This window comes from Exiguobacterium sp. SH0S2 (assembly GCF_004337185.1).
In the GTDB taxonomy this organism is placed as follows: domain Bacteria; phylum Bacillota; class Bacilli; order Exiguobacteriales; family Exiguobacteriaceae; genus Exiguobacterium; species Exiguobacterium aurantiacum_A.
In genome coordinates this window covers 168,198-190,933 of the sequence record NZ_SJVB01000001.1, presented here as the reverse complement: position 1 = coordinate 190,933, position 22,736 = coordinate 168,198, and the positions used below count along the sequence as shown (strand labels likewise).

20 protein-coding genes and 1 pseudogene are annotated in these 22,736 nt (G+C 51.0%); 15 read left to right on the top strand and 6 right to left on the bottom strand.

Going from position 1 to position 22,736, the window contains the following annotated elements; translation table 11 throughout:
* Positions 1–127: 127 nt before the first annotated feature.
* Together EVJ21_RS00960 and EVJ21_RS00955 are read right to left on the bottom strand one after the other, a co-directional pair.
* Positions 128–3,508, bottom strand: coding sequence for a dynamin family protein (locus tag EVJ21_RS00960; protein ID WP_236636544.1), 3,381 nt, complete (start codon positions 3,506–3,508; stop codon positions 128–130).
* A 16-nt stretch (positions 3,509–3,524) separates the two neighbouring features.
* The gene (locus EVJ21_RS00955) at positions 3,525–4,145 is read right to left on the bottom strand and encodes an NAD(P)-dependent oxidoreductase (protein ID WP_131443810.1); all 621 of its coding nucleotides are present in this window, start codon (positions 4,143–4,145) and stop codon (positions 3,525–3,527) included.
* A gap of 187 nt (positions 4,146–4,332) precedes the next feature.
* Between EVJ21_RS00955 and EVJ21_RS00950 the strand changes: the two genes are divergently transcribed.
* Positions 4,333–5,424: an FUSC family protein gene (locus EVJ21_RS00950; protein ID WP_071397493.1), complete on the top strand. Its 1,092-nt coding sequence runs from the start codon at positions 4,333–4,335 to the stop codon at positions 5,422–5,424.
* A 272-nt stretch (positions 5,425–5,696) separates the two neighbouring features.
* Here EVJ21_RS00950 and EVJ21_RS00945 read toward each other — a convergent pair whose 3' ends face one another.
* The 3 genes from EVJ21_RS00945 to EVJ21_RS00935 are packed head-to-tail and all read right to left on the bottom strand — an operon-like array spanning position 5,697 to position 8,376.
* Positions 5,697–6,743, bottom strand: a complete 1,047-nt coding sequence (locus EVJ21_RS00945; protein ID WP_131489753.1) for a DUF58 domain-containing protein — start codon at positions 6,741–6,743, stop codon at positions 5,697–5,699.
* 5 nt (positions 6,744–6,748) lie between these two features.
* Complete coding sequence (locus EVJ21_RS00940; RefSeq protein ID WP_131440667.1) at positions 6,749–7,675, bottom strand: AAA family ATPase; 927 nt, start codon at positions 7,673–7,675, stop codon at positions 6,749–6,751.
* Positions 7,675–8,376: a hypothetical protein gene (locus tag EVJ21_RS00935; protein WP_131440669.1), complete on the bottom strand. Its 702-nt coding sequence runs from the start codon at positions 8,374–8,376 to the stop codon at positions 7,675–7,677. Before EVJ21_RS00935 ends, EVJ21_RS00940 begins: the two co-directional genes overlap by 1 nt.
* 392 nt (positions 8,377–8,768) lie before the next feature.
* Here EVJ21_RS00935 and EVJ21_RS00930 point away from each other — a divergent pair, with 392 nt between their 5' ends.
* From EVJ21_RS00930 to tnpB, 14 genes and pseudogenes are all read left to right on the top strand, one after another.
* Positions 8,769–9,278 carry a PH domain-containing protein gene (locus EVJ21_RS00930; RefSeq protein WP_131489752.1) on the top strand — a complete coding sequence of 170 codons (510 nt, stop codon included), beginning with the start codon at positions 8,769–8,771 and terminating at the stop codon, positions 9,276–9,278.
* Positions 9,275–10,777: a PH domain-containing protein gene (locus EVJ21_RS00925; protein WP_131489751.1), complete on the top strand. Its 1,503-nt coding sequence runs from the start codon at positions 9,275–9,277 to the stop codon at positions 10,775–10,777. Before EVJ21_RS00930 ends, EVJ21_RS00925 begins: the two co-directional genes overlap by 4 nt.
* A 610-nt stretch (positions 10,778–11,387) precedes the next feature.
* Positions 11,388–12,650 (top strand): NCS2 family permease, encoded by a 1,263-nt coding sequence (locus EVJ21_RS00920; protein ID WP_131489750.1) that lies wholly within the window; start codon positions 11,388–11,390, stop codon positions 12,648–12,650.
* A 229-nt stretch (positions 12,651–12,879) separates the two neighbouring features.
* Positions 12,880–13,455, top strand: a complete 576-nt coding sequence (locus tag EVJ21_RS00915; RefSeq protein WP_131489749.1) for a TetR/AcrR family transcriptional regulator — start codon at positions 12,880–12,882, stop codon at positions 13,453–13,455.
* Between the two features lie 100 nt (positions 13,456–13,555).
* Positions 13,556–13,789, top strand: a pseudogene (locus EVJ21_RS00910) (alpha/beta fold hydrolase); the annotation flags it as partial.
* 33 nt (positions 13,790–13,822) lie between these two features.
* Complete coding sequence (locus EVJ21_RS00905) at positions 13,823–14,836, top strand: NADP-dependent oxidoreductase (RefSeq protein ID WP_131489747.1); 1,014 nt, start codon at positions 13,823–13,825, stop codon at positions 14,834–14,836.
* Between the two features lie 47 nt (positions 14,837–14,883).
* On the top strand, positions 14,884–15,669 hold the full coding sequence (locus tag EVJ21_RS00900) for an SDR family NAD(P)-dependent oxidoreductase (protein ID WP_131489746.1): 786 nt from the start codon (positions 14,884–14,886) through the stop codon (positions 15,667–15,669).
* A gap of 111 nt (positions 15,670–15,780) precedes the next feature.
* Positions 15,781–16,374 carry an Imm64 family immunity protein gene (locus EVJ21_RS00895; protein ID WP_161567029.1) on the top strand — a complete coding sequence of 198 codons (594 nt, stop codon included), beginning with the start codon at positions 15,781–15,783 and terminating at the stop codon, positions 16,372–16,374.
* 133 nt (positions 16,375–16,507) lie between these two features.
* Positions 16,508–16,996, top strand: coding sequence for a DinB family protein (locus EVJ21_RS00890; RefSeq protein ID WP_131465016.1), 489 nt, complete (start codon positions 16,508–16,510; stop codon positions 16,994–16,996).
* Entirely contained in the window at positions 16,993–17,484 is a 492-nt protein-coding gene (locus EVJ21_RS00885) for a DUF3916 domain-containing protein (protein ID WP_131465014.1), read from the top strand. Before EVJ21_RS00890 ends, EVJ21_RS00885 begins: the two co-directional genes overlap by 4 nt.
* A gap of 258 nt (positions 17,485–17,742) precedes the next feature.
* Complete coding sequence (locus tag EVJ21_RS00880) at positions 17,743–18,714, top strand: DUF2268 domain-containing putative Zn-dependent protease (protein ID WP_131440684.1); 972 nt, start codon at positions 17,743–17,745, stop codon at positions 18,712–18,714.
* Between the two features lie 205 nt (positions 18,715–18,919).
* Positions 18,920–19,429 carry a DUF58 domain-containing protein gene (locus EVJ21_RS00875; RefSeq protein ID WP_071397509.1) on the top strand — a complete coding sequence of 170 codons (510 nt, stop codon included), beginning with the start codon at positions 18,920–18,922 and terminating at the stop codon, positions 19,427–19,429.
* 14 nt (positions 19,430–19,443) lie between these two features.
* A complete protein-coding gene (locus EVJ21_RS00870) occupies positions 19,444–20,148 on the top strand; it encodes a hypothetical protein (protein ID WP_131489745.1) in 705 nt (234 codons plus the stop codon).
* A gap of 164 nt (positions 20,149–20,312) precedes the next feature.
* Entirely contained in the window at positions 20,313–21,503 is a 1,191-nt protein-coding gene (tnpB, locus tag EVJ21_RS00865) for an IS200/IS605 family element RNA-guided endonuclease TnpB (protein WP_131489744.1), read from the top strand.
* Positions 21,504–21,996: 493 nt separating this feature from the next.
* Here the strand turns inward: tnpB and EVJ21_RS00860 are convergent, their stop codons facing one another.
* Positions 21,997–22,707 (bottom strand): GntR family transcriptional regulator, encoded by a 711-nt coding sequence (locus EVJ21_RS00860; protein WP_201739971.1) that lies wholly within the window; start codon positions 22,705–22,707, stop codon positions 21,997–21,999.
* Positions 22,708–22,736 lie beyond the last annotated feature (29 nt).

Sequence of the window (22,736 nt, the reverse complement as noted above, 5' to 3'; positions counted from 1 at the left end):
TCGAGCGCGCGCTCGAGGCTTGTTTTATGATTCTTTATTGAGATACAAATGGCGGATAAACAAACCTAGTGCGACCGTCATGATGACGGCCGGGATCAGGCCGACGAGCAGTAATGAACCCATGCGTTCAATCCTTTCTGAGCGCATCGAGGCGCTGTTTCATGTCATCGAACGACTGCCCGTCCGTCAGTACGCTCAGCTCACCGGCGACGAGGTCGTTCACTTCACGGTTCCAAGCAGTGCTGAGCGTCGTCTCGAGCAATTGTAAGTGCGAAGCGGTCCGTTCGGCTTGAGCGGCACCGACTGCTTCGAGCTGTTCCCGGACGGCGGCTTTTAAGCGCGCGCTCAAGTCGTCGCGCAGCTTCGTCCGACCGTCGGCTTCGAAGAATTGATTCGCGTTCTTATAGTGCTTCAACACGGGACGGAACGGGTCCGCTTCGAACGTGACCGGATCGACGGCGTCGCGGAGCCAGTCGATGTCGATGTCTTCTTCGTATGATAACGTCGGCAAGACGGGGCGCAGTTTGAGCGTCTCACGCTCGATCAACCGTTCTGTCTCTTGCTTCAAGAAGCGCTCGAGCCGATATTGGAACACTTGCAGCTCTTGGTGAATGTCATACGCATACTTGTCGAGCGTGCGTGTCAGGGCGCGCTCGAGACTCGCCTTCGAGCCGTCGACTTCGACCGGATGGAACGTCTCCTTGACGAAGTCCGAGAGCCGGAAGAGGGAGCGCGTCTCGAGGTGGGCGAGCAGTTCGTTCACTTCGCGCGTGAACGGGTCGACGAGCGTCGTGACGCTTAATCGGTTGTCGGACTCACGCAACTGTTCGAGTTGTGTGCGATGTGTTTCTTTAACAGTCGCATCTGCTTCGGCTTCGCGTAAGACGTCCTCGAACGCGGTGACGAGAGCGCTCGTCTCGTCTTTGATGCGGACGGCGTTCGCTTGGCGCAGGTCATGGTCGACGAACTGCTCGAGCTTGGCCGAGAAGCGGTCGAAACCATTGTCTCTGCCTTGGATGGCGTTCCGGCTTGAGATTGGCAGGACGGTCGGATTGCGGACGCCGAGCTTCGTCAACTGGTTCGACACGTAATCGGTCACGGCATCGCGTTCCGCGTCATCGGTCGCCAAATCGGACGCGTTGACGAGGAAGAACATGTCATGGCCGCCCGTCCCTTGGACCCGCCCGAGCTGGATGACGAGCTCGCGGTCGGCCTCGGTGAAGGCATGGTTGTAGTACGTCACGAACAGGACGGCGTCGGCGTCGCGCATATAGCCGAACTGTACCTCGCTGTGGCGGTTGAACTGGGAGTCGGCGCCCGGCGTGTCGACGAAGATGATACCGCGCTCGGCCCAAGGGGAGTCGACATATAGCTCGATCTCCTTGACGATGCAACTCTTCTCTTCCTCGGTGACGAACGAGCAGAACGTGTCGTAGTCGACCGACTGCTCACTGCCGAGATAGGACAGGGGAGCGTTCTTGACGGCGTTGACGAACGGGTGGTCGATGCTGAGCGCTTCAAGCGAAGCGCCGTAGCCGTTCAGTTCCGCCTCGAGCTCGTCGCGTGTCTTGAACGTGATCGAGGCGCTCTTATGGGCTTGACCGTTCGGGGGCACGATCTTTGTGATCGAGGCCGTCAACGGGTTCGGCGACGTCGGGAGCACCGTTTCGCCGAGCAACGCGTTCAGCGTCGACGACTTTCCGGACGAGAACGCACCAAAGATGGCGAGCGTGTAACGCTCGGACTCGGCCCGGGCCAACTTATGACGCAACGACTTCACGCGTGACTTGAATAACGGATGTTTCTCTAATATTTCACATACCGCATATTCATACAAAAAATCAAATGAAAAAGCTGTTACATCATCGCCCAAAAGCGAGGTCGACGCAACTTCTTGTTGCTGGTGTTCGACTTGTTTTTTCGGTAACTGGCCGGCCTCTACGTAATGGCGGGTCTCGAGGTCGCCCAATCGGTCTTCCGAGATGTCACGTATGGCGTAAGTAGAGAGCAGCGCTTGCTTTTCAGCAAGCCGGCGTTGGAGCGCCCGCGTATCGAGCATGTCATATAAGTCGTCTTGCTCGGCCTTGATTTGGTCGATCCGTTTTTTTCCTTCAGCCTCGAGATACGTCTCGACTGAGGTGACCCACGGGTCGGACACTTTCGTCACCCAAGCGGCGAGGGCAGACTCGATGTCACGGCTGAACTGGAGGACCGTGTCGCCACTGAGTGACGCCCCGGCCTTCACTTGCTCGCTGATGAGCGTCTTCGGTGCGGACGGCAATGTGTCGGGACGAGACAAGATCGCTTCTGGCAGCTTCAAGTCACGGACGATGTCCTCGGCGTATTTGATCAAGTGGGGCCGCAAGTTCGTATCAATCAATCGGTTGAACTCTTTGGCGGCGACGTCTTCACGCCGCACACGTTCCTGGCGCGTCTTTTCTTTTGAGAAGAACAGGCCGACTTTGAACTCAGGTGCACAACTCTCCAGATAATCCCGCAACAGTTCACGGAACTCATAGTTCATGATCGGCGCACTGGCGACGATCGGGGACTGGTGTTTAAAGAACTCACGACGGAACAACTGCAGCCACGTCGATTTCTTCTCGAGTCGCTGGAGCCGGGATTGGATCTCCGCCGTCTGCTTCTCGACGACCGGAAGCTGTTCGAGCGCTGTCTCGATTGACCGCACAGACCGGTCGAGCAACGTGTCGACGAGGAGACTTGCTCGCGCCTCACTCTGCTCTCGGGCCGTCTCGATGACGGCTTGGACGTGGGTCCGGAGCCGTTCGACCTCGTTCTCTGGGTGATCGAATTCACGGAGCGAGATGTAGAACATATCGTCCGGATTGATGGCATGACGCATAAACGCCGTCTCGAGCGAGCGTTTGAACGCGTCAAACGGAAGTTCCGTCTCATCGTGCTTGTCGATCTGATTGATGATGATCGAGTAGGGGCGGGCTTCAGCGCTGAACTGTTTCATCAACTGGATGTTCTGTTCCGATTGGACGTGATTGTAGTCCATCATGAAGAACAAATGGTCGGCGAGGAAGAGCGAACGTTCCGTCGCTTGGCGGTGACGCTCATCGGTCGAGTCGATACCGGGGGTGTCCATCAAGACGACGTCACTTCCGAACGGGAAGCGCGGTAGCGCGTATTCGACTTCTTTGATCTCTTCGATTTTGCAGTAGTCGCCTAAATGTTCGAGCTCATCGGTCCCGAGTCGGATCCAGTCCGTGTCATTGATGGCGACCGAGGCACTTGCGTCACCGTTACGGAGCGTGACGATGTTCGCGCTCGTCGGGATCGGGCTCGTCGGTAATACCCCGTCGCCGAGCCAGTTGTTGAGCAGCGTCGATTTACCGGCCGAGAAGTGACCGCAGACGGCGATCCAAATCTCGTCACGCGTCACTTTCCGGAGTGCGGTCCGGGCGAGCCGAGCCGACTCGGTCTCGTCTTGTGTTTCAAATACGTCAGTCAATTGCGCCAGGCGCATGCGTTGTTCGTTCATAATCCCCATCCCCTAATCATGATTCCGTCGTGATCCCGACGCGGTGTCTGATGTATGTTCTGTCTTTCCAGGCGCGAAGCACGAGCTCGGCGACGTCATCCCGTGCGATCGGACCTGAGTTCACCGTGCCCAACACGTCGGCCGTGATGACAATCTCACCGACAGATTCGCCTTCGATCAATTGCGTCGGACAGACGATCGTGTAGTCGAGGTCGGATGCTTCGAACAGCTCATAGGCTCGGGCGTGGTCCTCGGCTGCGGTCGTCATCGACCGTTTCGACTCACGCGTCTCGAAGCGATAGTTGTCCGAGTCGTGTGCCCGTAAAATGCCGGCTGTGCCGACGATCAAGATGCGTTTGAGTCCTGCCTGTTGCATCGCCGCGATGACGAGCGGGGTGAAGCGCGACAAGACGTTTTGTTTGTCGGTGCCGAGCGCTGACATGACGACGTCAGCACGTTGTATCGTTTCAATGACAGCTTCCTGGTCGGTGGCGTCGCCGATGATGACGTCAAGACCGTCCCTCGGTTGAAGCGGTCGTCTCGTTAATAGGCGGACGTGATGTCCGTCCTCCAGTAATCGTTCAAGCATCCGCATCCCCGTGCGGCCGCTTCCTCCAAATAAAGCAATGGTTGACAAGTAAACCCCTCCCCATCAAGATTAAAGAAAATATCCAACGCCATCATACCACGGAAGCGCTCTCGAATCGGGCAAAATGACCTGACTTCGACCGGTTCGAAGGGCAAATGTTTCACGCACGCCGAAGTCGGCTAAAAAAATTGCATGACGTGTACAAAGGGGGAAGACACTCCGGTGTCGAGAACGCATGAGATTTGGAGCTAGAACGATCAAAACCGGGATTTCTGTCGCCCTGGTGTTACTTATTGCCGAAGCGTTTCAATTTGAACAAATCGTCGTCCCGGCACTCGCGGCCTCACTCGCCTTACTGCCGTCGGTGTATCAGACGGGTGTCCGGCTTTTAGAGGAGATGAAAGGGAACTTGATCGGTGCCTTACTGGCCGTGTTCTCGTTGATGCTGACACCGAACCCGACACCGATCGCGATCGGCGTCGTCATCATCATCGCCATCTCGATCCTGCTCTTCTTGAACCTCGAGTCGACGACGCGGACCGTCATCTTGACGACGATCTTGATCATGGAAGGGGCGAGCCAGTCCGACTTGTCGATTTGGATGTTCGCCGGCGAACGTTACTTGCTCATCATGATGGGGATCACCGTCGCGCTGCTCGTCAACGCGTTATTGTTCCCGCCGCGCTATGAACGGAAGCTCGAAGATGAGATCACTACCGTCTTTCAAATGGCGGTCCGAATCGCTCGCTTGTTCTCCGAGACGGAAGGCGGCCGCTCGTCGTTCGAATCGCTCGACGAGACGAAAAAGAAACATCGCGGTTCGAAGACGACGTATGATTACTTCGAAGAAGAGATCAAAGCCAACCGCTGGCTCGAGAAGAAGACGCCGATCTACCGTCGGGCCGTCCTCAAGTCGAAGATGATCGACACGAACAGTGCCGCCATCCACGTGCTCGACAAGTTGTACGACGATTATTTGACGGTCGAACATCTGCCGCCACAACTCGAAGAAGAACTGTTGCGCCATATGCGGCACTTGCTGCGTCGGCATGAGCGTTTGTTCTCGGCGTATGAACTCGAGAACGAACACATCATCGACCGCGAGGAAGACTTGATCCACGAGAACTTCGACTTCGCCAAGCTGATGATCGAGAAGATGCGCGACGAAGAGGAAGAACTCATCTTGACCGTCGTCCCGCTCGTCGCGGCGATGACGAACTGGGTCAAGGCGATGAACGAACTCGAACGCTACCTCATCACCGAGATGAAGAAGCATAGCGACAATTTGAAAGTGGAACCGCGCAAGAAGTGGTTCTTTGAAGACTAAAAACCGCTCTCGTGAACTGAACCAAAAAGTTAGACACTAAATAATTTGTCAGGCGACTTCGAGAACCTGGGTCCGGTATTCCACCGGGCTCAGTTTTTTTGTCGTTTTTTGATGCGGCGGTGATAGTAGGAGTCGACATAACGCTCGATCTCTTGTTTGAAATGAGTCATGTCATAAAGAAAGCGTTAGTGAAGTTACAGATGTACCATAATCAGCTGGTAGAACTGCTTTTTGAATAAAAAAAAGCATCAGCTAACTTGGCTTTTAAAAAGTCAGTTAGTTGATGCGATTTTTATGAGCTGAGCTTGTTTATTTTTTATTTTCGTCACGTAAGGGGAGAAACGGGTTGAACCCATATAGTAATCTTGTTCCGATAGACTAGAGAGTAAGGCAAGGATGTTTTTAAGCTGCTTCGCCCCTTCTTGGATGCTCAAGTGATTGACGTGCCCCTTTTGATCTAATCGGTTCACAAACAGCTCGACCTTCCCGCCGCTTTCAATCAATTCCCGACTGACCAATGCCGTATCCTCTATCAGTTCCTCAAACTTATGATGTAGGCCGATCCCGTTCGAAGCCGACAAGTCGAGGTACACCGTGAACATGTCTTGATTGACCGGCTGGTACAGTTTCGTTTGCAGAGTAGATTTCTTCGCCGTCGCATACCAGTCGATTTGTCTGGACGGTTCATCCTCATAGGGCTTCGAGGAGATTTGTAATAACCGATCTTTAATTGGAGAATATTTAGAGACGCGCTCACCAAGCTTCAGGTGTGACCGGATACGTTGCGCATGAGTACTTGAAATCGATGGATAGACCGTCCAACGTAAAGGGGGAGCCAAATAGAGTGTCAGCGTCCCTAACGATAGAGGCAAGCTAATCGTGATAGAGATTTCAGCTACTTCGATGGGTCCCCTTCGATTACCTGTAAGTTCGAAGACGAAATCAGACGGCAGCTCGTCCAATTCGATGATGGATTCCGTATGCCCCTCTAAGTTCACGACATAATGTCCATCCTTCGGCGTACGTATATATGTTTTCGTGCTCATTTCGTTTAACAGGTGCACGTTCGTCAGGTCGAGGGTGAACTTACACCTGTCGTCTTTGAACAGAATCGAGTCGAACTGTCTCCAGGTGACGTCCATTTGTGAAGTCAATCGTTTCGTGTAACGCTCGATGTAAAGACTTGCCGCCAAAAAAACAGCGAGAACGAATGAAAGGATCGAGAGGTACGGCACGAACAATAAGATGAGCATCACTGAAAACAAGACGATTTGGATGCGCTTCTCAAGCAAGAAGAATACATTGGTTGAGATGTTCATCCCGGTCACATGCCCATCTCGACCGGGACCGGGACGGACTCCAAGATTTCTTCCACAACCATTGCCTTCGAGGACTTGATCTCGCCTTCGAGCGTCAGTGTCAACCGATGAGCGAAAACGTATGGGGCCAAGAACTTGATGTCCTCTGGTGTGACATAGTCACGATTGTGGATATAGGCATAACTTTGCGCGGCTTTCGAGAGCGCAATCGTCGCACGGGGGCTGATTCCCGTCTGAACGTTCCGGTGACTGCGTGACGCGGTCGCGATCGAGACGATATAACGTAACACGTCTTTCGAGATGTGAATTTTCATGGCATCTGCTCGATATTGTAAGAGTTGCTCGAAGTCGACATTCGCTAAAACCGTCTTACGGGTCTCGGTGACGGATTCCTCTAGCAATTGAAGTTCGAATTCCTCAGTCGGATACCCTGTATGTAGACACATCATGAAGCGGTCAAGCTGCGCATCAGGCAAAGAGAATGTGCCGGATGATTCAATCGGATTTTGCGTCGCGATGACGAAGAAAGGGGTAGGTAGATGATATGTCTTGCCCCCGACCGTCACCTGTCGTTCTTCCATCGCTTCGAGCAACGCGGACTGCGTACGTGGGACGGCCCGGTTGATTTCATCGATGAGCACGATGTTGGAGAAGATCGGGCCTTGCTTATTTTCAAACTCTTGCGTCTTCAGGTTAAAAAAATCCGAACCGATAATGTCAGATGGTAATAAGTCGGCTGTGAACTGGATCCTTGAAAAGTCGCCATGGAAACTCGTCGCCAATGTCTTTGCCAGCATCGTCTTCCCGGTACCAGGGACATCTTCCAAGAGCACATGTCCGTTCGCCAGCAGCGACGTCACACACAGTTCGACCACTTTCGGGTTGCCCAAATAAACTTGGTTGATTTCATCGATCATCGCACGAATGTTCATCAAGATTTCTCTCCTTTATGGTGTTGTATGTACTGTCTGACAGATACTTTGAAGTCATGAAGTGAGCGCTCGTCGATCACGTCCAGTTCTCCATATCGCACATCGGCATAAGGTTTCACAGATTGTTCGAATCGAATGCGTGCAAACCACTCTGAGACGGTCTCATGTGGTTTTCGTTTTTGAGCGTCGCTCAAGGCGTCATTCAACGCCACGAGTAGTTTTCCAAGTTCGGTATCAGAGGCATAGAAAACGGTTGGTGTGGTCGTGGACACTGTGTTCATGTTGGCTTGCGCTGATAATGGTCTCTCGTCATCTGAGGACAGAGTCGCTTTGCGGCGCCGCTTATCCCACCAATCCCGTACTCGCTTGTAGTACTTGAGAAATAAAATGATCAAGAAAGCTATAACGGCCCATTTCAGGACGTCTGAAGCAGTATTTTGATTCTCACCGGTAATTTTTTTCTCAAAGCGTTCTTTCGACAAAAGGTTATGCCATTTCGGTATATCATTAGTGTCCTCAAGATTCTCTGTTTTTTCCTTAAAGGTTGCCGGCTCACCGTCAATATACCTTGGCTTCCCAGACATGTCTTGTTGGGTGGGACGATCTACAATCATTCCATATAGGAAAGTGCCCCCGATCTTAACTAAAGCGACGATGATCAAGGTCGATATGATGAAATAATACATTCTTCTTTTCTGCATAAACCCTCCTTCATTTTATTCTTCGAAAAGGTAAAAGCATAAATCAATCTTTCAAACGAGTTCAGTAGAGTAAGTTAATTTATACTTAAATATTCCATTATAAAAAAATAATGTCAATAATTGAATTTAAATACATTTAGAGGCTGTTAACCACCAACTTTTTAATTCGTCGTATAATAAAGAAATCTTAAGCGATGCGGAGAGAAGCGAATGCAGACTCATTTACAGCATATGATGAAGTTCTGGAACATCCGCGTCAGGTCCGACGAGTCAGACATCGATTGGGACAGGTTGAACAGTTTCACAGTATCAAGGTGAAACTTTTTTGAGGGATGAGCCGTATACTAGAAGGAGAACGGACAACGCGTCCGAACGGATAGGGGGAAACACCAATGTCAGACATAGAAACAGTACCAGCATCACTCAGCGGCAAATTACCGATCGAGGCACGAACCGTGTTCCGGTTGTCTAGCGCCATCTTTTACTTGATCGGGCTCGTCATCACCGGCGGTCTCGTCGTCGCCTCGCTCTATTTCGACTGGCCGACATGGCTCCAATATACGATGTACGCCTTACTCGCCATCGATCTTATCTATAGCGTGATCGACATCGTCGTGTTCCAAAAGTGGAAGCAAGAACGCTTCACGTATGACGTAAAACCGCTCGAGATACGATTACATCATGGCATCATCACGACACATGACGTGTTGATCCCGATGACGAAAGTACAGTACGTCCACGCCCAACAAGGACCGCTGCTCCGGAAGTATGGTTTACAGACGATCACGATCGGCACTGCGGCCGGGTCACATGAGATCTATGCGATCGAGGAGTCGTTCGCGAAGACGCTTCGTGAACAGATCGCGGTCTATGCCCGCATCGAGGAGGAGGATGTCGTATGACGGAAGCGACGCTCACTTGGCATCGTCTACCGACTCGCGTTTTACTGTTACGTGTATTAGAGGTCATCAAGTCATTTATCATCCCGCTCGTACTGCTATTTGTGATCAATAACGATTGGAGCACGACGTTCGGCATCATCTTGCGCGTCGGGATCTTGCTCTTCCTCTTGCTCGACGTGATCCAAAAGTTCTTCGGCTGGCGCAATTTCCGTTACGCCTTGGACGACAAGACGATGTATATCATCGACGGGAACTGGATCAAAAAAGAGAAGTCGCTCCCGCTCTATAAAATCCAAAGCGTTCATTCGAACAGCCCGTTCCTTTACCGTCTGCTCAGTGTCGTCGAGTTGACGTTCGATACGAACGCGAACAGCGACGACGCCTCGTTCAAACTGGCCGGCGTCTTCCCGAACGAGGCGAAGCGGCTCGAGGACATCCTCGACCAGGTCCGTCATCGGAAGACTGAAACGGACTTACCCGTGGAAGAGGAGACAGACACGACATCTGAACCGGTGGCGATTGAAAAACCGGCGAGCCGTTTGTTGTATGCCATCTCGACCCGCGAGATCATCATCGCCTCGCTGACGTCACTGTCGGTATTCGCCATCTTCCCGGTCGCCTCGACGGTCGTGTCCTCGATCGATGACTTCATCAACCTTGATGGGACGTTCGACCAAGTCGGGGAGTGGGTCATCAGCGCCTCGATCATCGCCATCGGCGTACTTGTCCTTACTGTCTTGTTCCTGTCTGTCATCATCGGCATGGTCATCAACTTCTTGAAATATGGGAACTTCCAACTCGAACGAAGAGGCGATCGGATCCGTGTCGAGAAAGGGCTCTTGAACCGTTCGGCGAAAGAGATCCCGTACGAGAAGATTCAAGCGATCCGCATCAAAGAGACGTTCATCCGGCGCTGGTTCAACATCGTCGGCGTCGAGCTCGTCGCTGCGGGCACGATGGACGAGTTGAAAGACGAGTCATCGACCATCCTCCCGTTCGTCAAACGGGACAAGGCGATGGCCGTGCTGAACGAGCACTTCAACCAGTTCACATGGGCCGACACGCTCCATCGTTTACCGAAACGGTCGCTTTGGATCAAGCTGATGCGGATCAGTTGGTTCGGTCTCATCATCAGTGGCGTCGTCCTCTATTTCTTCCGCGATTATGCCTGGTGGCTCGTCCTGTTGTGGGCCATCATCATTGGCGGCCGCCTGTTGAGCTATATGACGACGCGCTACGCTCAGAACGGTCGCTTCGTCGAGCTCCGGACCGGTGCGTTCAACGTCCACTCATTTTTGACGGACAAGCCACGGATCGAACAGGTCCAAGTGACACAGACGCCGCTTCAGCGCCGTTTCGATGTATGCAACGTCCTGTTCTCGACTCGTGGTGTCTTATCGAATGAAATGATCGAGGATATCCCGAAACAAGAGGCGGATGCCATGTTGAAATGGTTCTCCCGCTACACGGTAGAAGAAGATATGAAAACACCGGGTTAAATCACCCGGTGTTCGTCACGTCAAATTCATCGTTTTCGTGTTTCTAATACTGAAAACCGGGAACAGATATGGTATGATGCAAGTAGAAAGAGACCGGTGCTCGATACACCGGCCTCTGGCTTACAGGCTACCACTTTAAGAGTGGCCCAGCCGCCACAATGGTTAGTGAATCAGAAAGTGACCCATCTCATTGCGCCGAGGGGGTCATTTTTTTGTGCGTTCAGACTTTGCACGATCGGATGATTGGTAGATTACCAAGTGAACAATGATCGGAGCGAGGATCGGGACGATTACGTAATCGCCGACCCAGGTCCATAGTTGTTCCATCCGCACCACCGCCTTCCTCCATTGCGGAATTGGCGGCTGACCCCACTATTGCTGTGTTAACCTGCCTCTTCATTATAGCAGATTCCGACTAAAATAGATGCTGAAAATAAGAACGTTTGTTCTTATTTTATAAAATGAACCTTTAGATGGAGTCGTCTCAACACTGGGTCCAAAGGTGGAATTGAACTACGATAGTGTTGCATGTCTGAAGTCAGACAGGATATAATGAGTCTCGTGTGTAACCACATGGGTGGGTGAGGGTGCCAACAAAGGATTGATTCCTATGGCAAAACAAACAGAATGGAAAACAGAAACATACGGGGGCGTGCTGAACTTTCTGGCGACAGCATACATCCCGGCCGTACATGCGGCAATCTTGACACAAGCCGGACTCCCGTTCGAGGGAGCGCTCGTCGGAGCGATTTTGACAAGCATCATCGGGACGTTCATCGCGGGACTGTTCAACTTACCGTTGTTGCTCCTACCTGGTATGGGCATCAATGCGTTGTTCACGTACACGCTCGTCCTGCAGATGGGACTGAGCTGGCAGAGTGCGCTCGCCGTCTCGCTCGTCTCGGGGGCGATTGTCGTCCTCATGACGGTGACGAAAGTGGCGAGGAAACTCGCGAACGCGTTCCCGCCGATCATTCATGACGGACTGACGGTCGGGCTCGGCCTGTTCCTCATCTTGATCGGGCTCGAAGCGGCAGGGATCGTCTCGGGCGGTGGTGGGGCACTGCTCCACATCGGAGACCTCGGGGAGCGACCGGTGCAGGTCGCGTTCCTGACGCTATTCGTCGCGATTCTTTTGTTCTTGAAGATGGGACCGAGCAGCTTCCTCTGGACGATCGCGTTCGGTGTCGGTTTGAGCGCTGTCACGGGCACGCTCGACTGGACAGGTGAGTTCGCGCTCACACCGTTCTTCGAGTCGTTCGGGACCGTGTTCGGCAACGTGTCGTTCGCGCAATCGACATCACCGATCTTCCTGATCGCGGTCGGCGTGTTGACGCTCGTCTTGTTGATCGAGAACATCAGCCTGATCCAGAATCAGACGCGGGCGATCGGCAAGGACGATCAAGCCCCGAAAGGTTTGATCGCCCAAGGGTTGTCGACGATGGCCGGGGCCATGTTCGGATCAAGCCCGACCGTCTCGACGGTCGAGGTCGCGGCCGGCATCTCGGTCGGCGCACGCGGCGGCATCTCGTCGTTCGTGACGTCAGGACTATACGTCGTCTCGCTCTTGCTGTTGCCGCTGTTCGCGATCATTCCGGTGACGGCGATCGCGCCGGTCTTGATCATCATCGGCATGATGATGTTCCAGAACGTGAAGCATCTCCCGCTCGACAATTGGGAGCAGGCCTTCCCGGCGATCCTCGTCATTATCATGATCCCGTTCACGTATTCCATCGTCGATGGCATCGGGCTCGGCTTCATCGCCTACACGATGATCGTCTTGTTCAAGAAGGGCTATCGCTCGCTCAGTCCGGTCGTCGGTGTCTTGACCGTATTGTTCTTGGTTTTCTTTTCTTTACCAGTCTGGCTGTAAACATGCTGAACGGTCCCGTTCAGCATGTGCTCTCCAATCGACAGTGGAAACTTGTTCCTAACGATTGGGGAGATAATCACGAGAAGAGGAGCGTCGTCCCGGGAGGATGATGCTCCTCTTCTTTCGTGTAATCAACTTCATTCTTTACTAATCGTTCTAGAAAGGATATAGTGAGGGTGTAGTTAGAACGTTCATTCTAAAACTGTGTGGTGACCGAAGGAGGATCGAGATGGCTAGAAGTAAAGAGTTTGACGAAACGATTGTATTAAAGAAAGCGATGGAATTGTTTTGGGAACAAGGGTATGAGAAAACATCGATGCAAGACTTGGTCGACCACATGGGCATTCATCGACGAAGCATTTACGACACGTTCGGTGACAAACGCTCGTTGTTCTTAGCATCGCTCGGCGAGTATGAAAAATTCATCACGCATGAGATGGAGACGATTATTCGTCAACATGAATCCGTGAAGTCAGCCATCGGGGACGTATTTCGATTCATTCTGAGGTCTTCTGAAACCTATCCAACAGGGTGCCTATCCGTCAATGCAGCCGTCGAATTGTCGCTCTTGGACCAAGAGGTAGACCGGATGGCGACGACGATGTTCCATCGGACCGAGGACATGTTCCAACAGTTGATTCAACAAGGAAAAATCAGTGGCGAGCTGTCAACCGACATCGATTCGGAACAGATGGCGCGTTTCTTGCACAACAACTTGATCGGTCTTCGTGTCTTGATCAAAACGAACTACACGCAAAAAGAATTAGAAAGCATCATCGCGCTGGCACTCAGCGTGTTGGACTGACTTTCTTTTTTTACCTATTTTAGAACGTTCATTCTAAAAAACGTCAACAGGTTTTTATCATACTTAGGGTGCACAGTTACAAGCCGTTGCGAAATGGGCGCAACAAAAGCCGGACGAAGACTATGCATGGCTACATGCGATCGAACAACCTGTCCTCGTGACAAATGGGATTAAAGATGTCATGGTGCTGACTGAAAATAGTTACATTTTGGCCGAAAAAATACCGAACGCACAATTGATCGTCTATCCGGATTCTGGACACGGTCATCTGTTCCAGTTCCCCGAACGATTTGCCGCACACGTCAACCTATTCCTCGATTCAGATGCGATTTGATCATCTGTCGAGACAAACAAAGGAGAGTCAATCATGAACAAAATGATGAAAGCAGCTCAAATCAGTCGATATTCGAAAGTAATCGAAGCGCAAGTGAACGAGGTACGTGTTCCGGACATCGGGGACAATGATGTGTTGATCAAGGTAAAGACCGCCGCCATCAATCCACTCGAGATGTTGATCATGACCGGTAGCGTAAAACTGATTCAAGATTATGCTTTCCCGCTGACAATCGGGAACGAACTGGCGGGTGTCGTCGAACAGGTCGGGAAACATGTGACCGGTTATTCCGTCGGGGATGACGTCTACACGCGTCTGCCGATCGAAAAAATCGGGGCCATCGCTGAATATGTAGCAGTCGATGCATCTGCCATCGCAAGGATGCCAAAAAACTTATCTTACGAAGAGGCAGCAGCTGTCGCTTTAACGGGACTCACAGCCTACCAAGGACTACATGAAGAATTAAACGTCCAGTCTGGACAATCTGTGTTCATTCCGGGAGGATCGGGTAGTTTCGGTCAAATGGCCGTTCCGCTCGCGAAGTCGTTAGGTCTGACAGTGATCGTCAGTGGAAATGCGGAGTCACGCGAACGGACGCTGAAGCTCGGTGCCGATCAATATTTGGATTATACGACGCAAAACTATGAGGATGTCCTGAAAAACGTGGATTATGTCATCGATACGTTAGGGCCGACAGAATTCAAGAAAGAGCTGAGAATCCTCAAACGAGGCGGACGACTCCTGTCTTTGCGGACAGGACCGAATAAACGTTTCGCAAAAGACCGACAGCTCCCGTTCTGGAAACAAACGATCTTTTCGATGGCGGGTGCGAAATATGACCGGATGGCCAAAAAACATGACGTCGAATACCGCTTCATCTTCGTACGTGCGAATGGGGTACAACTCAAAGAAATCACGAGCGTCGTGGAGGCGAACCAAGTCGTTCCTGCCCTTCATCCGAAACGATTTACGATTGATGAAGTGAACGAAGCACTACAGTTAGTTGCGACGGGTCGGCCGAAAGGAAAGGTCATCATTACGTTCTGAAGTATGTGAGACTACTGCTTGTAGCAGAAAAAGAGGGAGAGACTGCCATGAAAAAAACGGTTCTCATCACAGGCGTGTCAGGTGGGATCGGCAAAGAATTGGCCGATCGCTTTGCCCGAGATGGACATGAGATGGTACTCGTGTCACGGAATGAAGCGAAACTGTTAGAAATCGCTAAAGATTATCGGATCAATCATGGTGTCGGCGTCACCGTCATCGCCAAAGACATCGCGTCACCGGGAGTGCCAGAAGCGATTTACAAGGAGCTCCAGGAGAAGGGGATCCACGTGGACTACTTGGTCAACAATGCCGGGTTCGGTCTGTACGGGACGTTCTTAGAGACAGATATGAACCAAGAGGTGAATATGATTGACGTCAACATCAAGGCGTTGACGGTGATGACCAAATTGTTTTTACCCGGTATGGTTGAACGGAATCAAGGGGGCATCATGAATGTGTCTTCCATGGTCGGTTTTTTCCCGGGACCGTTGATGTCGGTGTACCACGCGACGAAGTCATACGTGTTGTCGTTCTCAGAAGCGCTCGAAAATGAAGTGAGCGGGACGAACGTGACGGTGACCGCTTTATGTCCAGGGTTAACATCGACTGGTTTCGTCGACCGCTCCGGGATGCAGGCGTCAAAACTGATTCAAACGGGCACGATCATGGAAGCAGGACGGGTCGCGGATATCGGGTATCGTGGCTTTATGAACGGAAAGACCTTGATCATCCCAGGGAGACGGAATCGGCTCGTTGCCTTCCTGCCCCGACTGCTGTCGCGTAAGCGAATCACTCGCATGATACGAACGATGCAGGATGGATCGAAGCAGTGAAGAAAACAAATGAATAGGACGTCATTAGCATAAACATCTGAGGCTCAAACATAGCGCGGTACCGTTCCTAACGGTGCCGTTTTTTGTATGATTGAAAAAGGAGGTGTTCGAATGGATCAAGCAGGCGGATTCATTTCCATCGGGATGGCTTATCCGAGCCATTATCCGTTACCTAAACTTGCTCAAAATGTATGTGAGGAACTGTTAAGTAGCGGTGGAGAAATCATAAACGTGACATTCAGTCAGGATGAAGCGGGGAACGATTGGACGACAACGACAGATACCGACTTTGCTCGGATCGGGCATTACGGATCTATCCATTTACGAAGCAACTATTTTAGAGGCGTGGATATGGTGATGACCGTGTCCCTTCAAGTGATGGACACTTATGTCGGGATTCTCATCGATTTGAACTGGGGGGATGTCGTTTCACATCCTGCATCGAGATCCGCGTTCACACAGCAAATCGAACGACTGCTCGTCGACGTGTATCGTCATGTGCCATTCTCCTACGCGATTGCTGGGCACGAACTTGAACTGGATTGGGCCCCTGGGGTATTTCCGACGTCAGCGGACTGGCTAAATGCGTTTTCCCTTTCTATTGTCCCGACGCCAGAAGGCTTAACGGTCACTTACGGTTCGATTTCAATCGACGGGATAACTCCACAATTCAAAAAGAAAGTGTCCATCTCGCTAGATGTATAAGTCATCATTGTGAGAATCAATCGCTTCCGTCAAGCGTTGCTTGATTGACCAAGGATAGAAAAATATGACCGGAACAGAAGTAATCGAACATGATACAATTTCCTTACCTTATGAATTGAGGAGGGACAGATTCATGACTAATCGTTCAAACGTCATCGACGAATTTGCATCCTATACAGATTGGCTAAACACGCTAGAGAGATTGGATGAATCGATGTGGGAAAAGCCAATTGCGACCGACAAATGGTCAATCAAAGCAGTCGTCCTTCACATCGCCCATTGGGACAACCATCTGTTGAACGTCATCATCCCAGCCGTGAAGAACGGAGAAGGGATGATCTTCCCTGAGTTCGACTCGTTTAACGCGCGGGCGACCCAAAAAGCGAAACGTCTCTCGGGAGAAAACGTTCTCCAATTAGCCAAAACGAGTCGGAGTTCACTCATAGAAGTACTGCGGTCATTGCGTCAAGAGACGCTGACTTCGCACACGACGGCGAACGGGGTGACCCATTGCCCGCATCAGGGTGTTCCGTATACGCTTACTTATATCGTCACCGAGTTCATCGGACATGACCGGCATCACCAGCAGCAAGTCGACGCCATATTGGGAAGAACATCATGAAGAGACGGGCGAAAGTACGCGGTGTCAGACGAAGACTGAAACGGTTGCGCATGTATGTCGACGAACAGACCCATTCGTTCCCGACGACGTTTCACGACGGGTATTGGCACAACAAAATCCCAATCGATCAACCGTTCTTACTATCGGTACAGGAGAACAGCCGGATTCAATATGCGGTCATCGAGGCGATGATGGAGGGGGCCTCCCGTCTCGTGCGTCTCCGAGAAGAGGAGCGGAACCGGGTCGTCGTCTTGTTGGACCTTCCGACGCTTTGGCAGTCCGAACTCCTCGTGTTTGAAAATGATGCACGATTGAAGGTGTTTATGAAACGTGACTCACCGGATCAGACATGGACGCCCTTGCCCTTAGATGATGTGTTTCAACAAAAGCTCGTAGCCTCAGCGGATGTCGAGGTGCATCGGTTCCACGAGCGGATTCAAGATGAGGATGATATTTATACAGGAGAAGTCTGGTTGCTCGTTCAATGAACGGGCAATTTTTTTGTATGACGAATAATAGGAAGTTAAGCACAACGTCTCAACGTAAACCCAAAAAACAACAGTGATATTTACAAGTTGATTAAAATGTCGAAAGGTAATTTGATAGAAAATATGGTACAATTTAACATGTAAAAGGAAGGTGACTCATAATCTTTACTACACAGTCTTTCGAAGAGAAAAAACATCATCATGATAAAAGCTCACGATAAATGCTTGATGGTTTAAAAAGAGACGGAGGTCGTTCAGTTGAAAAGATTCACACTTCTTCTACTTTGTATTCCTTTGATTCTGTTATCGGCATGCATTGGTGACAAAGAAAATGTCGAAGCTATAAAAGAGAACGTTAACGTGCAGCCTAAGACTATAAAAATAAGCGACGATAGTGAATTAAAAATCGTGCCACTTTACACACAGTATCAAAAGTATTTGGAGGCATCTCTAGAGACGAATGATTCAGAACAGAAAAAGAAATTTTTTAGAGAATTTGTTCTCGATTACATAGGGAAGATTGGAGAAGAGGAGAAGTTCGGAACAGCGGATTTGAAAGGCAACTTTTTGATGAAATCGACATCCTATGAGCAACAACTCCTAAATCGAATCGATGTGCTGATGAGCAAACATGGTGAGATTGAAGAAACGATTATAAAAACTTACATCGCTTCCCATCAGGCACTTCCTAAAAAGAAAAGTACGATTTTTCTCGTACCAATCAATTCAGAATTTGCATTTATCGGTGAGTCACTGGGTGGGATTAGTGGAAATGCATATAAAGATACTTTTGTCTTTTATCTGAATGAAGACTTCGATAAAGATATCCTTGCTTATGCGACTGCACATGAATATCATCACTTGATTCTTCGCGACACACCAAACTTTATGGTTAGTTCGGTTTTAAATTCTGTCATATTAGAAGGGAAAGCAGATGCTTTTGCAGATCGAATTGTCAAAGGCGTCTCACCTCCTTGGCATGAACCAATGGATGAGAAGACGAAGGAGCATGTAGCCAACCTTGTTAATGATTATGAAACAACATTTAACGATTTTGTTATCGGTAATGAGCAAAAGAATCTTCCTCGCTGGAGTAACTATATTTTAGGAAAAGATATTCTCAACCATTACTTAGAATCAAATCCAAAGCTTTCGATTCAAGATTGGACATTCAAAGAAGATCATGAAATCTTAGAGGGCTACAAATATCAAGAGATTCTTCAGCAATGACGAAACAAGTCACATGATTTTCCAGTATCGCAGTCGTGATACCCGGTCCCCAATCAGTTCGCTCTATTGATTGGGGGCTTTTGTTTAAAGGAAGGATTACTGAGCTGTGATTATGAAGGGTGATGTTTGACGAAAATCAGCGCGTGCATTCCCTACAACTTCGTGACGAAGCGACCTATCTACTTCCGATTCACGCCTGGTAAGGATGGGGGATCGACTCGTCAAACATTCACCGCTCCACGACCCGTTGATGATCCAAAGCTCAAAACAATATGAGCAAGAGCCGGTGAAACAAATTGACTGGGTCGCTACAGCCAAGACAGGGAAGCTACAGGCGAAAGTATATGAGCGCCAAAACCTCGATACGTTCACATTGATGCTTGACTTGAGCGGTCCGCTCGGGAATGGTCTCCACGCCCGTTACGAAGAGTTGACTCAACAGGCCGCTTATCTGGTATCCTATTTGGTGAAGGAAGAGTGTAAAGTCGAGCTGTTCATCAATCGCCTAGATGCTGATAATAAAGTCGATCACCTTCGGATGAGTGACGGTCGTAAGCAGTTGCGCCTCGCACTCGTGCGCCTGGCGTGGATTCACGAGTCGAATCGATTCGTCGCCTCAAAACGGTTTGGCCGAATCATCGAGCGCCAAAAACATCCACATGCGGAACTGATTCGGATTGATGCGTCATTCCTAAAACAAATGTCTGTCGGTTGAAAGGAGAAAGAAACATGTTCCGCCTGATCACAACATTCGCTTTAGCCGGGGTCTTCACGCTCGGTGCTACGTCGGCAGCTGCGGCGCCGACAGAACGATCCGCGGAGCGTTTCGCTGAAGAACATTTCGAGTCAATCGTCCTCGACCATATCGAAGGAGACGACCCGAGTAACTATCACTTGACGGAAAGTCGCACCGTCTCGTTCGGTCCGCTCCATGAAGTATTGATTGCCGCGCAATCCTGTTATTCGTTGAACGAGATGTGTACGTTCGTCTCGAGCAAGGAGTACGTATCAGCCGTCCTACAAGATGGGGAGCCGAGAAACGTCATCGGTACGTGGGAGCAAGAACCGGGCATTTTCGCCTTCTCCACGTTCGGGTATGGCGACGAGTTGGCCATTGCCTTAGCTGATGTGTCCGGCTCACTCGTCCATTCTGCTCAAGAGAATGTCTGGTTTGACTTAAACGGGGAGACGTTGACCGCCATGACGACCGATGCGAAACGGTTCATCAGCGGAGACACGATCACGCTCGAGATGTATCAGAAACTCTTGGTCGAGACACGTTCAAACGATCAAGGTTCCGCGGAGGATGCCCTCACTAGTGGTTCAGGTGATGTTCAGACGACAGAGCCGACATCGTATCGGATGCTTGGCCTCGCGTTGTTGGCGGGGCTCCCGATCGGTTATCTTTTGTACCGGAGGCGAGGGAAAAGATGAATGTGAAACGTCCGTGGTTGCATGAAGTCGATGCGGCCACGGCTTTATCAAAATTAGGCGAGAATACGCCCACTTCTAAACGTGGCGGGCGAAGCCCTCGTGAAAGTGGGCGATGAATCGCTGACCTCTCCTTTGGGTATAAATACCTAAAAGAGGTGAATACCATGTTGAAGCATAAAGCGTATAAATTCCGGATCTATCCGACAACGGAACAGGAGATCCTGATTGCCAAGACGATCGGTTGTTCACGCTTCGTCTTCAACCACTTCCTGGCGAAATGGGAAGAAACCTACAAGGTGACCGGAAAAGGACTGTCCTACGGCTCTTGTTCGAAAGAAATCCCTGTACTCAAGCAAGAGCTTGACTGGTTGAAGGAAGTCGATAGCACGTCTGTGCAAAATAGCGTCAAACATCTGGCCGAGGCGTACGACCGCTTCTTCAAGAGGTATACCGAACGTCCACGGTTCAAGTCGAAGCGGAACCCCGTCCAATCCTACACGACGAACGTCCAAGGCAAGTCTCAACTTCCCGAGGTGTCGATCGTCGGCAACAAGCTCAAACTCCCGAAGGTGAAGTGGGTCCGGTTCGCCAACTCGAGACGGGTCGAGGGCCGCATCTTGAACGCCACGATCCGACGGAACGCCTCGGGCAAATACTTCGTCTCCCTGTGTGTCGAGCAGGAGATCGACGAGCTGCCGAAGACCGGTTCCTCGGTCGGCGTCGACGTCGGGCTCAAGCACTTCGCCGTCCTGTCCGACGGCACGGTGTACCAAAACGATCGGTACTTCCGTTCGCTCGAGAAGAGGCTGGCGCGCGAGCAGCGCAAGCTGTCCCGTCGTCAGCTCATCGCCCTAGGCAAGAATATCAAGCTGTCCGAGGCGAGGAACTACCAGAAGCAGAAGCGCAAGGTCGCCCGCATCCATGAGAAGATCGCCAACAAGCGTACCGACTTCCTGCACAAGGTTTCGACCGAGATCGTCAAAAACCACGACGTCATCGGCATCGAGACGCTGCAGGTGAAGGACATGCAGCAGAACCGCACGCTCAGCAAAGCGATCTCCGATGTCAGTTGGTCGGAGTTCTTCCGCATGCTCGAATACAAGGCGGACTGGTACGGGAAGACCGTCGTGAAGGTCGGGAAGACCTTCGCCTCGAGCCAGCTCTGTTCGAGTTGCGGCCATCGACACAAGGACGTGAAGCATCTTGGTCTGCGTGAGTGGACATGCCCGGGTTGCGGGGTCCATCATGACCGAGATATCAACGCAGGAATGAACTTGAAATTAGAAGCTGAACGTATCTTGGCTTCTTCAACCGTCGGGACGACGGGGTTAGCCTGGCCAGGTTCCGGTCGTTAGACCGGATGACCCAGGAATCCTCCACCTCTTAGCGAAGCGTAGGTGGAGGTAGTTCAATTGTGCGTCGACATGCGGTGCACACGGATGAATTTGAACAAAAGACGGAGAGTTTATCACGTTCAAACGATGTGACGTTATGGAGAGTGGCTCGTTATGAATTTGACCAAGTTTATGACCAAGCGCTTGATGACGTGTATCGCTCGATTCGTCGACAAGCTGCTTCCCAAGATCAGCATTCCGAAAGCAAACTCCCTCTCATCCCCTACATCTGTACAGACACTTGAAACGTTCATGGGAGAGTATTATCCTCATATCTTCGGAAACTTCGTACTGGCGCATGATGCGCACGACGTGTATCACTTTCTCGACCATGTGAACGGAGTGATTAAGCGGTTTTGAAGTATTGAATGTGAGTTACTTGATTTAAAGCGAAAACAGATCGTCTGAACCACACAAAAACACCGCTCCACGCAAATCGCGTAGAGCGGTGTTTTCACATGTACGGCCCGTTCGCCTGGACGACGAACTGGGAGTGTTCGTAATGATAGGTGATGCGTGAATAGTCGAACGGCTTCCCGTTCGTAAGGTGAAAGATCGTCTCGATGCGAAGCGTCGGGTCGTCTTCCTGCAGGCCGAGGTATCCGGCTTCCGTCGCGTTCAACCGACCGACCTGCATGTACATGTCGGAGAAGCCGATCGTGACGCCGAGCGCGCTCTGGACATAATCGAAGATCGAGTCGGCAACGATCTCCCGGTTCAAATACGGGACGATTTGCTTCACGTAATACGACTCCTCGTGACAAAGCACCTCGCCATCGACGAAGCGGACCCGTTCGACGTGATAGACGTCGTCCGTCACGTCGATCCCGAGGTTCTGCGCAACTGTCTCGTCAGGTTTTGTGACCGAGACGTCGAGCACGTCCGACGTCAAGACGCGGTCGCCGAGATTGCTCTTGAACCCTTGCGTCGAGAACAGGCTCATGTAGCCCGGGCGGTTATGACGCCGGACGAAGATGCCGCTCCCGCGAAGTTGGAAGACCACCCCACGCCGTTCGAGCAGTTCGAGCGCTTTCGTCACCGTGCTCTTACTGACGGCATATTGGCTCATCAACTGTTCGAGCACGGGCAGTTTATCGCCTTGTTTCAAATCATGTTGATTGATGTACTGTTCGATCTCTGCTGCAATCTGTTGGTATTTTAGCACGTTCATCCCTCATCTACTTGAAAATGTTG